We start from the raw sequence: 15287 nt of genomic DNA, 5'->3' as shown, positions 1-15287 counted from the left end.
TACCATAAAACACTTGGGCTATACGTGTGAGATTGACTGAACGAACCTTTACCAGTGCTAGAATAAATTGGGCTAGCAAGGTGACTCGGGCTTGATGCCAACCAAAAACCCCTTTAAGCTCTTTGGTGAGTGAATTGATCTCTTTCATTGTTTTACAATTCTTCATGGTTTCGCAGCCTGAATTGTAATACCAATGAGGGATTAATTCACTTCTAACTAGTTGATTTTTCTCATTTATTCAGCTTTTTGTCCTGTACATAGGAAAAGGTTTCTAAAGGTCGAGGTCACTGAGATTATTGGGGCAATGTAAAAAAAAGAATCACTGGCTATTAGTCACTAGTGGATCTGAGACAAAGTCTGCCAGAAATCGTAGGGGCTAATTTGTGTACCCTCAAAACAGACTGTGCCTTCATGGTTGATGAGAAAAAATGCAGGGGTATGAGATAACTGTAAGTGACTGGCAACATGGTTATGTTTATCAGCTAAAAAAATAATGGGAATATTTTCTTTAAAGCACAGTTGCTCATAGGTTTGGTTTTGATTGGGTGGCTGTAAATCATTGTAAGTGGTAATGACGATTAATGGGTGTAGCGCTTTTCCCCAGTGCTTATAAAGAGTGCGGTAACATTTCATCAGAGTATTGTAGGTTGGGTTTGGCCGTTTACTTGCGAGTAAACAAACAGGTAAAAGCTGATGATGCTCCATCTGCTGCAGGAGGGCATGAAGTTCAAGGTTGAGTTTAGGGAGTGCCTGGTTCGGTAAGTTAGCATTGACTGTTAGATTAAAACTGACAGGAAAAGGTCGGTTTAACCAGCGAACCACAGCAATGGGTTCAATGCGCGCTTCCATTGTCACTGTCTGCATGATGCGGGTGATTTTACCCTGACTGAAAAAATCAGCACATTGCAACCATTTTAACCAGTCTTGCCAGTGTCCACACTGTTTTGACCAAAATGCAAGATATAAACTAGCGACACTCATAAAGGCACTACTGTAGATATTAATGCAGTGTTTTACATACTGGTCTATCAGTCTTACCCCTTTGGCTAACTGTTCCTTTTCAAAAAGCGCAGCCCCTCGGAACAGGTGAGTTGCATTAAAGCGTTGCTCCATTTTAAGCCAGCGAAGGAATGAGCGAATAACTAACGGACGGTAGTAGTAATCGCAGCAAAGCAGCAAATTATCCCACTCACGGCGATTCCAAAGGATGAACAAATCCTGCCAGTCAAATAATCCTTGCTGCCAATGGTTAACGATAGCAGTGCTGGTTTTTTCACAATGAAAGCCCAGAGGTGTGCTGGGGGCACTGATTTCCATCGTGGCGTTGGATTGCCGAGAGTAGAGCCAGTAATGGATGTGTGAAGACTGATAGCTTTCTTCTAGAAGATCAACCTCACTGGCAGGCTGGTGGTTGACTTGCCAGATTAAGTCACCAGGCTGAAGGTTAAGCTGGCTGGCTGGAGAGTTAGACGCAATCCGCTTGATTTCTAAAGCCTGTGTTGAGTCGATGCACGTGGACTCTCGGTGAATACTTTGTGTTATTGGACCTACAGACGTGTTTATCACTACCACATTACTTCACCCAAAAATAGCAGGTATTGTATTAGGTATAGCTAATAATATAGGTGTCGTTAAGTACAAAGGCTTGAAATGACGGAGCAAGGAGAAGAATATCTTAGTGTATGTTATTGAAGAATTTCTTCAGCATCCTCAATAACATCGTCCAGTATATCTTCTAGATCACTATAATCAAAGGGATAACTAATTTCTTCGCTCCAGCTTTGTAAAAGTTGTGTAAAGTATTGGCGAGGACCTAAATTGACTTGCTGCTGTTGCCAATCTGTCAGCTGCTCTGGCTGCTCTTTCAGGGGTTCTAGTTCAAGGTAAACCTGGCTATCCACTTTTTGCCACCATCGCTTTCCCTCCAGGACAAACACTAAATCAAAGCTAATCGAGGCTTCAGGCTGAACGACTCCACGAGCAAAATGTGGTTGAAACTTGGCAATGTAGGTATCAATCAGCTCAATAGCATTATCTATGGCACCCGACATTAGCCATTGAAGACAAGCTTGATTTTCTTGTTCATCGTATCTTTCTTCCTTGATAGATAGTGCTGGATGTTGGTTACACCATTCCTGTAACCAAGCTAAACCATCTGGTTGAACATTTGTGATCAGGGTGCATGCCATCATGCTACTCATTGTATTAAACCTTTGACTGTTTTTTTCTGGGTAGAGCAAGGTAATGCTGTGATAGTGGAGATAATGCTTTTAGTTTGGGTGAATGTTAAAAATTCGCAACTATTTCACTTAAATCAACCGTCACAGATAAATCTGATGAGGAGCATGACGGCTATGATGCCAAGGACATAGCCGTTAAAGTCTAGTTAAGTCACAGTGATGTAGCCCATTAGCCCTGTTTTCATATGATCAATCACATGGCAGTGAAACATCCATCGGCCAGGGTTATCTGCCACAAATGCAATCTGGGCGCTTTCGTTTTTACCAAGTAATACGGTATCGGTCTGATACGGTATTATTTTTCGTTTGTCAGACGTTAATACAGTAAAGCTATGGCCATGCAAGTGAATAGGGTGGTGGTATTGGGTAATGTTTTTGAGCGTAAAAATGTAGCTTTTGCCGCGCTCAAGTGTGGCCAGTGGTGCGGGAATACTATCTTTACTCATGCCTTCCCAAGCACGTTTATTGATCGTCCAGAAGGTATGTTTGCCTTTTTTCTGTTGAGCTGTGGGCGTTAAAGCTCCAGCCCACTCAAAAATAAAGTTTACTTTTTCTGCATTTTCCAAGTCTGGTTCAGGAATAGGGTTCATTGGTAGTGATGGTACGCTGTGTTGCCCCTCAGATAATGTGTTGGGCAGAGGTGTTTTGCTGGCTTGTGACGAGATAATTGAATGCAGGCTCAGGAGCGGGTAGTGCTCACCGTGCCACACTTCCCAGGAGGTGCCTTTATTGGGAGCAATAAAGCCTAAATCTAATCGCATACCTGGACCCATCGCATGTTCTGTAAGAGGGCGAGGGGTTGCTAATGGACAACCATCTATTGCCAGGATATAGGCTTGAGCATTGGGAATATGCAGTCGGTAGGTAAGCGTATTATCGACGTTTAGCAGGCGTAACCGTACCCACTCTCCTGCAGGTACGTCAAAAGTGGGTTGGTGTAAACCGTTGACCGTGGGCCAACGACCAGGTGTGCCCATGCGTGCAGCATAACGAGGAATGGATAAGCGCTTAATTTGTCCTTGTTGATCAATATGCCAGTTTTTTAGTACGCAGGTGATATCTTCTGCAAAAGCTTGAGCTTGTCGCTCCCGAACAATGAAGGCGCCTACTAAGCCTCGACCCAGCTGTTCGGTGCTGTTCATATGCGGGTGGTACCAAAATGTGCCAGCATCGGGTGGTGTAAATTCGTAAATAAAGCTGCCACCAGGAGGAATGAGCGGTTGGCTCAGAAAAGGAACACCATCCATAGCAATGGGAATGCGAAGGCCATGCCAGTGAATGGTCGTTGGTTCATTTAACTTATTAATAAACTTGATGCGAATGGGTTGGTCTTGTTGAGCATACAGCACTGGTGCGGGAAACTGCCCGTTAAATCCCCATGCAGCAGTGGCGGCTTCTGCAATGAGATTAATCTCAGCCGGTTCAGCTGTCAGTATATAGTCATAATGAGGGGAAGAGTCATCAGCCCAAAGCTGAACAGGTAGCTGGCTCATCAGGCTGGTGGCTATGGTTGACTTAATAAATTGACGACGGGATATAGACATCGAAGGCATTCCTAATAAAGAACGTCTTAAGGGAATAGAAGAAAAGTGGAAGCACAGGGTGTGAAGCAGTAAATGGTATTGAAAAACAATATCAATCTCAAACAGCAACTTTCATCAACAAACGACGCATTGCATGAATACCTGAGTTCATATCCAACATGCTCATGGGGGTGGTGTTAACCTGCTGAATAATACGGAGCAGGGTTTGCTCGCCAATCAAAGGTTGTTCCTCTAAATAGCCTGCTAGCATATGCACTAAATCATTCATAGAGCCAAGTACACGTCGGCTGCAGGTTTTAGTAAAGACGCACTTTTCATTATGCTGTAAGTAATTTGTAAGCGTGACAGAGTTGAAGCCTTCAAATAAGAGGTTGTGTTTTAAGCTCTCTCTAAAAGCGGTGGTGATGTCTCGAACAGTTTGTTTTTTAATGTTTAGCAATGCGTGACTATACAGGGTTGTTTCATGGGTGAAGAATAAGCAATAGCTGCCACGTATGGAGACAATATTGCAATACCATGCCCCTAAGTATCCTAGTGTTTGAGGTGGAGCGATATCACTGGTTGTCAGTCCAGCTGCTTTGATGACTTTTTGGGTACAGCGTAAAACCAACATAGGCATTCACTAAGTAGTATGAGTGATGTAAAAGAAGTGTAACGAATTTGGATATCTTAAGCCTAGCAGTGATTAATAGCCTTGGCGCTAGCAGAACTAGGCTTGGTTACATAATCATTAACGGTATACAATACGGCCGAACTCATCGGGGTGCAAACGTGTGGTTGCTTCACTATCGATCTATCACACTCGCTGAGATATACCCGTAGAACCTGATCCAGTTAATACTGGCGTAGGAAGTTGAGTGCTGTCCTAAGATTAAGTGCCATGATTAGTTGGCTTTTCGGCAGTCTCTTCAGCTTATCCCCCAGACTAACTGGATTCTCATAGTTAGGCATTCTTACTAGAAATCAAATTTGCTAAATGGTGATGATCCATAGCAGATGGATGGGGAATTTTTTGATGTTGTTTATCAAGCATCTAGTGACAAAGGTTGCACAGTTTTTGCTTTTAAAGCACAAATTCAACGCTATGCCACCTATAGCGAGTCTATGCTTGGTGTTATGTGCCATAGTGCCAGGACAGGCTAGTGCTACTGAGTCACCAGAGCCGATTTTGACTTTATTTACCTATGAATCCTTTATCAGTGAGTGGGGGCCTGGCCCAAAATTAAAAGCAGCCTTTGATAAACAGTGTCAATGTAAGCTGAACTGGCTCAGCAGCACTGATGGTGTCGGGTTACTGAATCGGCTGCGCCTAGAAGGAGAGCGCCTTCCTGCGGATATTGTTTTAGGGTTAGATCAACACTTATTAGTGGCAGCCAAGCAACTTAAGTTATTTGCACCTCACCAGCAGTCACTACCACCACTGACATTACCAGAGCCCTGGCAGGATAAGGTGTTTGTGCCATATGACTATGGTTATTTTGCATTTATTTATGACTCACGTAAGTTAAAGAATCCCCCGCAGTCGCTAGCGGAGTTGGTTAAACGGGATGATATTCAGGTGATTTATCAGGACCCACGGACCAGCACTCCTGGGCAGGGTCTTTTGCTGTGGATGCAACAGGTGTTTGGTGCTCAAGCAACGCAAGCATGGCAGCAATTGGCTAATCACACTGTCACCGTTACCAAAGGCTGGAGTGAAGCTTATGGCATGTTCTTAAAAGGCGAAGCAGATATGGTGCTGAGCTATACGACATCGCCAGCCTACCACCAAGAAGTTGAAAAGGTGACACACTATCAGGCAGCTGCATTCAATGAAGGACATACGCTGCAAGTAGAAGTGGCTGCTCAGTTGGCCCAAAGCAAACATCCTGAGCTGGCGCGTCAGTTTCTGGCCTTTTTACTCTCCCCCAATGCCCAGCGTATTATTGCTACTCATAACTGGATGTTACCTGTGCGTGCGATAAAACAACTGCCACCGGCTTTTGGCCAGTTGATTACGCCGCGTAAGTCTCTGGAAATGCCTCTAGAAACAATAGCAAAACAGCGTAAGCAGTGGCTTCGTCAGTGGCGCCGTGCGGTAAGTCAGTGAGTCGTTTATTCCGTTGTATTCCAGGTATCATTGCCACGAGCTGTGTTTGGCTTAGCTTAAGCTGGGGACTGTTTAATGTCGGTAAATATGCTTTCACTGATATTGAGTGGTCACTCTTCAATGACCCTTGGCTGCAGCAAGTCTTGCTATTTTCAATTAAGCAGGCAGGACTATCTGCTTTGCTTAGTGTGGGAGGGGCCATACTCCTGGCATTAGCCATTGCTCGCCAAGTGTTTTGGGGGCGGCAGTGGCTGTTAGTGTTGCTGCAAATTTGTTTTGCGCTGCCAGTTATCGTCGTTATTTTAGGCGTGGTGCAAGTTTATGGTCGTAGTGGCTGGCTTAATAGTGTATTGGGCACTGAATTTTCCATTTATGGATTAGCAGGCATATTGTTATGCCATGTGTTTTTTAATCTGCCATTGGCAACACGTGTCCTGGTTTCTCACTTAGAGTCCATTCCCGAGAGTTATTATGCTCAGGCAGCTCAGATGGAGCTGAATGGCTGGTGGCGTTGGTGTTGGCTTGAGTGGCCATTGATACGCACTCAAGTGATTGGTTTGAGCTTGCTCGTATTTTTATTGTGCTTTAACAGCTTTACTATTGTTTTGGCTTTAGGCGGCGGGCCAAAGTCAACAACATTGGAAGTCGCTATTTATCAGGCATTACGTTATGAGTTTGATTTGCCACTTGCGGGTATGCTGGCTTTATTGCAGTTAACGTTGGCGATTATCATTGCTGTGATAGCGACGCGATTAATGCCAGCCTCAACTACGGCAGCGCCTGTAAGTATTCGTAGCCATCAAGAAACCCTATGGCTTGCTTCCAGTAAATGGTTGATTGCTATCCGCTGGTTGGGGGTAGTGTTTTGCTTGCTACCACTGCTAGCAATCTTGTGGGGGGCAGGAGCGGGTCTTTCTGCATGGCCGTGGTCTTCATCACTTGGGGAGGCAACTTTCAACTCATTACTCATTGGCTTTGGTTCCTCGTTACTGGCCTGTTTACTGAGCTTGGCAATGCTGCACTTTCGCCAGCAGGTGCGTGCTGGGACAAGTTATCGCTATGTTGACCACTGGTTGGAGCAAACGGCGGTTGCTGCACTTTTTTTACCGCCCGTTGTATTAGCTACAGGATGGTTTATTGGGACATTGGCATGGAGATCGGATGACTGGAGTTATGCCTTAATTATGATGGCAAATGCCTTAATGGCATTGCCCTTTACCTTTCGCTTACTTGCCGCTGCTTTTCAGCATTGTTATGACTACTATAAGCCTCTTGCCCAAAGTTTGAATTTACGGCACTGGGCTTGGTGGCGTTGGTTTTTGCTGCCAATGATCCGTAAGCCGCTTGCTCAGTCCCTTGCGCTAGCCTGGATTCTATCCTTGGGAGATATGGGGGTAGCGGTTTTGGTGGGTGCAGCAGACTTTAATACCCTACCACTGACAATTTATCGCTTACTTGGGAGCTACCAGCTTACTTCTGCAATGGCGGTGTCGGTTTGGCTGCTGGCGTGTTGTGGCTTATGTTATGGGTTGGTTTACTTAACACTGGGGAGAAAAGGTGTTAGCAGTTGAAGGTTTAACCATCAAGCGCAACCAGCAGGCTTTGTGTTATTCAGCGCAGCTGCCTGCGGGGCATTTTTGTGCACTGACTGGTAGCAGTGGGGTTGGTAAAAGTACCTTATTAGAGGCAATAACCGGTTTGCTGCCTGCAACCTCAGGCAGGCTGTTGTGGCAGGGTGAACGCTTTGACCAAGATACGCCAGGGCAGCGGCCTGTAACTATGTTGTTTCAGCAGCAAAATTTGATAGAACACTTGGATGTCTTTACTAATATTGCGCTAGGTGTATCCCCTTCCGCTAAGTTAACAGTTCAACAGCAGCAGTCCTTGCAGCAAGTTACTGAACGTCTGGCGATTGCAGAACTGCTTTCTTGTTCACCCGCTTCGCTTTCAGGAGGACAGCGACAGCGTGTTGCCCTCGCGCGCTGCTTGCTAAGACAAAAACCACTGCTGCTACTGGATGAGCCATTTAGCGCGCTAGATCCGACTCTTCGTCATGAGTGCTTACTGTTAACCCATGAGTTACAGCAGCAGTTCGGTTTGACGGTTTTATTAGTCACTCACTTTCCAGAAGAAGTGGCATCTATTGCTGACTGTTATTGGCACATTCATGAGGGAGGACAGATCAATGTGATGTCTCAACCTCATGAACAAAAGAAAAAATAGCTGGTGTAATCAATGGTTGATTGTGACGTTAGCAATGATGAGATGACATTGATTGATGTGCTAAAGAGTGCATGTAAGCAGGCTTCTGTGGCAGGGCATCGGGCTTTGGTCGTTATCAGTGGTACTTACCAATGGGCAAATCAACAGCAGTGTAGCCTGGTATCTTATCTTTCAGCGCAGCAAGAGAAGTGTTCATCCCCTTATCCTTTGTTATGGCTATCTGATCCAGAGCAAGCCCCCTCTGCCATAAAGCCCCGTCAGATAAAGCAATGGCTAGGACGTGAAGTGCAGGTTGTGGTAATGGACAGCTTTATTGGGCTTCATCCTGACAGTTTTGGTGCAACCACGGGGCTAATTCCTGCTGGAGGGGCACTGATTTGGGTCATTCCAGAGCTTAGCCGCTGGCCAGTATTTGATGACCCAGAATATCAGCAGTTTATTCCTCAGGGCTTGAATCCTCATCGCTTGTTTCTTAAACGCTTGAAGGACTGCTTGCAAGGATTTTCGGGGCACTGGCTATTTACTGAAAAAGGGTTAATGAAGCAGCCTGCTGTTTATGCAGAGAAAAACAGTAAAGAGGATTTATCTACCTTTTGCTCACAAACCTATGCTAATGCTGAGCAGCAGAGCGTGGTCGAAGAAGTGGTAGGGCTTGTCGAAAAGCGTAATGCACAACCTTTAGTGTTAACTGCAGATCGGGGACGAGGTAAGTCTGCCGCTTTAGGTATAGCGGTGGCACAATTGCTGGGACGAAATCCTACTCATAATAAGCCCTCATTATCAATTCTGGCGACGGCTCCGCGTAAGCAGGCGCTTGCTAAGCTTTGGCAGCATGCCAGTGAGGTGCTGTCAGGTAGCCAGCCGCTTAAACCTGAAGGCAGTAAGCAGGAAGCTGTTGGTCAGTCGCTAGCAGGCCCAAGTGGCCGGTTATGCTTTTTATCACCACAGGATATTCTGCAGCAACAGCCAGTTGTGGATTTATTATTGATTGATGAAGCTGCGATGATACCTGTGCCAATCTTAACTAAGTTAGTGATGGCTTACCCTAAATGTGTTTTGGCGAGCACTGTTCATGGTTATGAGGGAACAGGGCGAGGTTTTGCGGTCCGTTTTCAACGTTTTTTGCAGCAGCATTTTCCTTATTTTCAGCAGATGACCCTTGAAGCACCAGTGCGTTGGCGTTTGGGTGATCCTTTGGAAGCATTTAGTTATCAAGCCTTATTGCTAGGGGCAAATCCTGCTGATGTTATGCCCACTGCAGATCTCCGCCCTGAACAGCTGACATTGACCTGGTTGGATGCTAAAGATCTGATAGGTAATGAACGCCAGTTAAGTCAGCTTTTTGCGTTGTTGGTACTGGCTCACTACCAAACCAAACCCAGTGATTTACGCCAGTTGCTGGATGATCCTAGTGGTCGTCTGTTAGTGGCAGAGTGGCAAGGACAGGTAGTGGGTACATTATGGGCTGTCGAAGAACCACCATTGCCCGAGCCGTTAAGGGAACCTGTTTGGCTGGGTTTGCGTCGCCTGAAAGGGCAGCTTTTACCACAAACATTAACTTATCATGGCGGGGATAAACAGGCTGGGGCCTTTGCTTACCTGCGAGTGATGCGAATTGCTGTCCACCCTGACTGGCAACGTTTAGGGATAGGTCAGCAACTTGTAGCAAGGTTGAGGCAATATGCTCAGCAAGCTCAGTATGACTATATTGGGACCAGCTTTGGGCTAACGGCTGATGTGCTTTCTTTCTGGCTCCGTTGTGGGTTATTACCTGTTCGCTGGGGCTTAAGTGCTGATGCAGCCAGTGGTGTATTTTCAGCGGTGATGCTACAACCACTGAACGATAAGGCAGAATCGAGAGGTACCGTTTGGCAGCAGGAACATCTGCTGGCGCTGCGCTACTGGTTAACCGCAAACCATATGGTTTTTCATTCTCTCGACTGTGAGGTTATCGTTCAATGGGTTAGTGCCTGTTCAGCTCAGGACCTGTTTAGGCAGATCAGCCTTAGAGACTGGGAGTTAATCAGTGGCTTTGCCAAAGGGCAACGTGGATTACTGCTTACATTACCAGCAATAGCGAATGCCTTGGCATACTGGCTAGCGGATAAACAAAGTCATCAACTGCTGGAGCCACGCTATCGGGAGGCTTTGATCCGTTTAGCCTGGTTACAGGAAACTGAACGACAAGTGGTGTGCAAATTGAAGTTTAATGGTCAAAAAAATCTTTGTGCAGCACTAAGACAAGTGATGCAAAATCTAATACCCCACACGTAGTCGATGGCTATTGGACAACAGCTGTCGCATTTCCTGGAAGAGAGTGGCTGACATCTTATGTCGTTTAAAGGGCCTAGGCACCCTTTATTTTAGTGCTTAGCCTGATATGCTAAGGAGGCATTGCTTGCAAGGTTAATGTCTTATATTTTAATCGATACGTGGTCAGGTTAATGGGGACCTGATAAGAAAGCATATGGCATATAATATGAAAAGTACCAATCAATGCTCAACCATTTACCTTTAGCAGTTATTTTAAGGTAATGTTTCGTCGCTATCTTATGAATATGATTGACTAAATACTGATGAGTATAGCGTTTTACGTTAGCACATAAGTGTAGCGATAGGATAAAGAGCTGATTGAAAACTAAGGAAACTCAACAATGATCTTCACCACCGAGCGCTTACGACTGCGGGAGTTGACAGAAGATGATGCACAATCCTTTTACCAGTTGTTAGCTGATCCTGAGGTGATGGCCTACTCTCCTTCAGGCCCTTTGAGTTTGGAGCAAGCAACTAAGTTGCTTACAGAATATCAAGTGATGTATAAGAATTATGGCTTTGGCCGTTGGGCAGTAGAAACAAGGTCAAATAATACATTTATTGGTTACAGTGGCCTGGCTCCTCTTGCTGTCACTGGAAAATCAACAATAGAGCTAATATTTCGCTTGCAGCGGGATGTATGGCAACAAGGCTATGGTTTTGAAGCGGCTAAGGCTGCAGTATATTTGGCCTTTACCCGTTTTCGTTTACCTTCCATCGTGACGTTGGTTGAAACGGATAACGAGGCCGCCAAGGCCATCGTCAAAAAGCTTGGTATGCACTCTGGAGATACGATTAATCGTTGGGGTAAAGAAGTGACATGTTACTGGTTAAAGTCGCTACCTGACTGTTGTCAGGGATTGGAAGAATTAGCCTTAGCAAAAGAACACTCTAACTAGATTAAGGTAAATAGGCTTAGTGTGGGCTGCTGTAATAAGGTGACTAGCCTGAATTAAAGGAATGGGGGAGGATTAGCAGGAGATTGAGGCATTCGCGTAAGTTTGACTAAATTTCCTGCAAAAATACCCAGCGCGACAAAGCAAAGCATAATCATAATTTCTTTTGCAGCATGATTTGGGCATTTATAGGTTATAAAGCCAAGCAGCGCTAAATACCCACTACTTGTAGGCAAATTAAGCCACCATTTTCGGTATAACTGAGTTAAGCTCAACACAATTAATGAAGACAGAAAACCACCTAATACAATAAAGCTACTGATCACATACTGGTGGTGAAGGTTAATGCGTTGGGTTGCAACCACATACGTAGCGGCTAGCAAAAATAAACAGGCAAAGACCCGCAAAAAGGACTTCGTTTTATCATCAAAATTCATAAATTAATGATTCCTTGGCGTATAAATTCTAAGTTAACCAGGAAAAAGCGCAAAGCCAATAATCAATAATGTTGTTCCAAAAGGAATCATGTGAAACGTTACAGGCTTGATATTTTAGAAATAGGGGCAGTTTGGTGAATTGCAAGTACACTGGCTGTATGACTGTCCCCATAGTGTGTGGTCTTTCAATCAGCGGTAGTGAAGAGGGTATACTCTTGATGGTTCTGCTAAATACCCATCATTACAGAGCAATAATCTGCACAAGGGAATTCGTTAAATGACTACACCATTAATCTGTTTAGTGATTATTGCTGTGATGCCCTATATTTATGCGGGTATTGGAGCATATTATCGAAGTCAGCTTCCTGGTGGCATTGATAACAAACATCCTCGACAACAGATTAGCCAGTTACAAGGCTTTGGTGCACGAGCCTATGCTGCGCAGCAAAATGCTTGGGAAGCGTTAGCTGTTTTTATTGTTGCGATCCTGGTGGCACATTTACGTCATGCTCCTGAGACACAAACGTCACTTTTTGCTGGGTTGTTTGTTGTTGCACGTATTTTTCATGGCTTTTTTTATATTAAAAATTTGGACTTATTGAGGTCTTTGGCTTTTGCTGCAGGATTGGTGTGTGTCATCAGCATATTATGGGTAAGCTGGTAGCAGTAAATGCACTGGAATGCGAGATACATTTTAAGGAAAAAATCATGGAACAAGCTCCTTCACTCAATGTTTTTGGTGAGCCTTTAAGTGTTTGTAGTCACCAACCAAAAACAGGTTATTTTCGAGATGGTTGTTGTAACACCAGTGATCAGGATGTAGGTATTCATACAGTATGTGCAGTGATGACAGAGGCGTTTTTAGCTTTTTCCTTGGAACAGGGCAATGATTTAGTCACACCTGTGCCAGAGCATGGTTTTTCAGGACTACGACCAGGTGACCAGTGGTGTCTTTGTGCTGGACGTTGGTGGGAAGCTTATCAGCATAACTGCGCACCTAAAGTGATTCTTGGAAGTACACATATTAATACCCTGGATATTGTGCCGATCGATATTCTTCGGCAGTATGCGCTGGACTTGAATTAAAGATAACGGCCCTGTTCTAAAAATATTTAATTATTTTCAGGTTATACCCTTCGCGCAGCATTTATATGTGCGCTATTTATAGCGCGCATAAAATTGATTTGCGAACGGTATTGATTAAGTCAATATAATGCACGTATTAATTTGCTCACCCATCAACAAACTCAAGCACTGCAAACCAAATTATGTAGTTTTCAATCACTCAAAAAATATGTGGGAGTAATAGTTCGATGTATAGTCTGAAAAAGCAAAGCGTGGATAACATAGGTTGAGCTTTTTGATACGATGACTTTGTCATCTCAAAGACAAGTCTTTCGTATGATGATCTATGATAAAAAGAGCGTATGAGATTTTGAGGATGAGGGTAATTGCTTTGAAACGATACGGCAGTCATGGGCTGTGCTAAGAGGTTAGTAACCAGCGCTATTAAAACAACTATGTCTTTTGCACTGATTATAGTGTTAAGGCAAGGGGACGCAAGTGATGTGCCTGCCAACACCTATGATCCAAATAAGATAATAAGCGTGGCTACCCTAGAGGGCTATGCTCCATTTTGCTTTCGGCAAAGTGTGGCAGAAACCAATGAAATTGGGGAGCTAATTCCTCCTGGACATGACTCCAAAAGGCTGCAAGGGTTTAGCTGGGATGTTGTCAGGCTAAGTCTGCACCAAAAAGGGTACACTATTAAGCTAATGGTTTACCCTTGGGCCAGAGTATTATCCCTTGCGCGTCGAAATGAGGTTGATGTTGTTTTCCCTGCAGCAAAGACTGAGATGCGAAGTCAATTTCTAGTCTTTTCTAAATATCCAGTAAATACCGTGCACTATGTTATCTATGTTAATAAGAAAAAACTAAATAACTGGCGAGGCTTGGAGGATATAATAGGAGTAAGGCTTGCTGGGATGAGAGGTTGGGATTATGGCCGTTATTGGAATGCCCACCTTGAACTGATCGAACTGAGAGAGGTCAATACTGTTGAGCAAGGATTCCAAATGCTGGACCATAACAGAGTTGAGGGGGTGGCAGGTTATGAAGAAGTGTTTGATCACTATTTAATTGAAAAAGGCATGGATGAGAAGTTTGGGAAACTACCTGCATTCGACCAAGGATTTGAATTTTTATCGGGTAATAAACTTAATCCAAATATTAAACTAATTTTAAATGACTTTGACTCATCTAGGCAGAGGTTAATTAAGCAGGGTATATTAGTTAAACTTAAAAAACATTGGTTTCCTTTGTCAAATCCTGATATTTAAATATATACACTCATACCTGCTATCTTCTTCAATATCATTGCTTAAGTCTGGTAAAGTATTCGTTGAACACCGGTTTACACCATGTCTTTGAGGATATTATGAAAATTAAAACATCTGTTTTATTGTTTTTATCAACTGTATTAATAGCCCCATACAGTGCAGCAGACAGTACCCATCATTGGGGGTATCAAGGTAAACGAGGGCCTGCGCATTGGGGGCAGCTTGATAAATCATTTGCGACATGTCAATCTGGACTAAACCAGTCACCTATTGATATTAAGCAAGGATTTGATACTGAGCTGCCAGCGCTTTCTTGGAATAAACCCATTCAAACTAAAAGTATTATCAATAATGGGCATACCATACAGTTAAATGTTGAGCCTGGCTCAATCCTTACCTGGCAAGGTGAAACCTATGAGCTAAAACAGTTTCACTTTCATACACCGAGTGAAAACCAAATTGATGGTAAGTCTTTCCCATTAGAAATGCACTTGGTTCATGCTAATGAACAAGGTAAGTTGGCTGTGGTTGCTGTAATGTTTGAGCAAGGCCATGTCAATCAACAACTACAACAACTATGGGGCGATTTACCGAAGGCTGATGAACAGCAAGCACTTTCACATACGATTGCTTGGCAAAGTTTGCTGCCTGCAGAATGGGATTACTTCTATTTTAATGGTTCGCTTACCACACCGCCTTGTACTGAAGGGGTTAGATGGTTTGTCATAAAATCACCCGTGAAAGTCGATCAACAGCAAGTGGCAAAATTTGCCAAGGTTTTACCAACGGGTACAAATAATCGACCTGTGCAAGCGATTAATGCCCGTCAAGTATTAAAGTAATATTTTTTACTTTGTCTCTTTTTCCTTTCTCATATTTATTTTCTCTCTGACTAACGAAGAGGTTATCCTCTTCGTTTCCTCTCACTTGTGGATATATTTACAAGATAATCTGCAATATTAAAAATAATATAAATATATTAATAAGTTGGTTATACTTGTTAAATAAAACGAATATGCTGGACGATTAATTTTCTAAATCAATACATTTAATAGAGTTTATTAGACCTGTGCTGTATTCTAAGAGTTAATTGGATTGTGTTACTATTGCGTAATGGAACATAGTTTAAAGTATACATTAATTATTTTTAATTTTTCTGAATGCCAGTTGTGATTCATTATTAGAGACAAGAGCAAACGGTAATAT

General features: G+C 43.7%; 14 protein-coding genes, 1 pseudogene and 1 riboswitch. Of the genes and pseudogenes, 9 read left to right on the top strand and 6 right to left on the bottom strand.

The annotated features are described in order from the left end of the window. The 5 genes and pseudogenes from F607_RS36020 to F607_RS0111810 all read right to left on the bottom strand — a co-directional run. Positions 1-148 (bottom strand): annotated as a pseudogene (locus tag F607_RS36020) (IS4 family transposase); the annotation flags it as partial. Between the two features lie 188 nt (positions 149-336). Continuing rightward, on the bottom strand, positions 337-1572 hold the full coding sequence (locus F607_RS0111825) for a hypothetical protein (protein ID WP_027708258.1): 1236 nt from the start codon (positions 1570-1572) through the stop codon (positions 337-339). A gap of 113 nt (positions 1573-1685) precedes the next feature. Next, positions 1686-2201 (bottom strand): hypothetical protein, encoded by a 516-nt coding sequence (locus tag F607_RS0111820; RefSeq protein WP_027708257.1) that lies wholly within the window; start codon positions 2199-2201, stop codon positions 1686-1688. A 185-nt stretch (positions 2202-2386) separates the two neighbouring features. Beyond that, the gene (locus F607_RS0111815) at positions 2387-3784 is read right to left on the bottom strand and encodes a multicopper oxidase family protein (RefSeq protein WP_027708256.1); all 1398 of its coding nucleotides are present in this window, start codon (positions 3782-3784) and stop codon (positions 2387-2389) included. Positions 3785-3881: 97 nt separating this feature from the next. Then, positions 3882-4397: a DUF6933 domain-containing protein gene (locus tag F607_RS0111810; protein WP_027708255.1), complete on the bottom strand. Its 516-nt coding sequence runs from the start codon at positions 4395-4397 to the stop codon at positions 3882-3884. A gap of 136 nt (positions 4398-4533) precedes the next feature. Beyond that, positions 4534-4654, top strand: a riboswitch (TPP riboswitch). Positions 4655-4799: 145 nt separating this feature from the next. Between F607_RS0111810 and thiB the strand changes: the two genes are divergently transcribed. From thiB to F607_RS29365, 5 genes are all read left to right on the top strand, one after another. Then, positions 4800-5873 carry a thiamine ABC transporter substrate binding subunit gene (gene thiB, locus F607_RS0111805; protein ID WP_230400396.1) on the top strand — a complete coding sequence of 358 codons (1074 nt, stop codon included), beginning with the start codon at positions 4800-4802 and terminating at the stop codon, positions 5871-5873. Then, positions 5870-7444, top strand: a complete 1575-nt coding sequence (locus F607_RS0111800; protein WP_051311374.1) for an ABC transporter permease subunit — start codon at positions 5870-5872, stop codon at positions 7442-7444. The genes thiB and F607_RS0111800 overlap by 4 nt, the downstream gene beginning before the upstream one ends. After that, a complete protein-coding gene (locus tag F607_RS0111795; RefSeq protein WP_027708252.1) occupies positions 7431-8096 on the top strand; it encodes an ATP-binding cassette domain-containing protein in 666 nt (221 codons plus the stop codon). The genes F607_RS0111800 and F607_RS0111795 overlap by 14 nt, the downstream gene beginning before the upstream one ends. A gap of 12 nt (positions 8097-8108) precedes the next feature. Further along, complete coding sequence (locus F607_RS0111790) at positions 8109-10370, top strand: tRNA(Met) cytidine acetyltransferase TmcA (protein WP_027708251.1); 2262 nt, start codon at positions 8109-8111, stop codon at positions 10368-10370. Positions 10371-10750: 380 nt separating this feature from the next. Continuing rightward, positions 10751-11308 (top strand): GNAT family N-acetyltransferase, encoded by a 558-nt coding sequence (locus F607_RS29365; protein ID WP_051311372.1) that lies wholly within the window; start codon positions 10751-10753, stop codon positions 11306-11308. 53 nt (positions 11309-11361) lie between these two features. Here the strand turns inward: F607_RS29365 and F607_RS0111780 are convergent, their stop codons facing one another. Then, on the bottom strand, positions 11362-11742 hold the full coding sequence (locus F607_RS0111780; protein ID WP_027708250.1) for a hypothetical protein: 381 nt from the start codon (positions 11740-11742) through the stop codon (positions 11362-11364). A 277-nt stretch (positions 11743-12019) separates the two neighbouring features. On the opposite strand from F607_RS0111780, the gene F607_RS0111775 reads away from it, so the two are divergent. The 4 genes from F607_RS0111775 (at position 12020) to F607_RS0111760 (ending at position 14923) form a co-directional block, all read left to right on the top strand. Continuing rightward, on the top strand, positions 12020-12406 hold the full coding sequence (locus F607_RS0111775; RefSeq protein WP_027708249.1) for an MAPEG family protein: 387 nt from the start codon (positions 12020-12022) through the stop codon (positions 12404-12406). A gap of 44 nt (positions 12407-12450) precedes the next feature. After that, a complete protein-coding gene (locus F607_RS0111770) occupies positions 12451-12828 on the top strand; it encodes a DUF2237 family protein (RefSeq protein WP_027708248.1) in 378 nt (125 codons plus the stop codon). Positions 12829-13349: 521 nt separating this feature from the next. Next, on the top strand, positions 13350-14081 hold the full coding sequence (locus F607_RS0111765) for a substrate-binding periplasmic protein (protein ID WP_169719786.1): 732 nt from the start codon (positions 13350-13352) through the stop codon (positions 14079-14081). A 98-nt stretch (positions 14082-14179) separates the two neighbouring features. After that, positions 14180-14923, top strand: a complete 744-nt coding sequence (locus F607_RS0111760) for a carbonic anhydrase (protein ID WP_027708246.1) — start codon at positions 14180-14182, stop codon at positions 14921-14923. Positions 14924-15287 lie beyond the last annotated feature (364 nt).

The sequence above is a fragment of the Zooshikella ganghwensis DSM 15267 genome (assembly GCF_000428585.1).
GTDB lineage: Bacteria > Pseudomonadota > Gammaproteobacteria > Pseudomonadales > Zooshikellaceae > Zooshikella > Zooshikella ganghwensis.
Note: the sequence above shows the minus strand (reverse complement) of the source record. Positions and strands in the feature narration are given on the sequence as shown.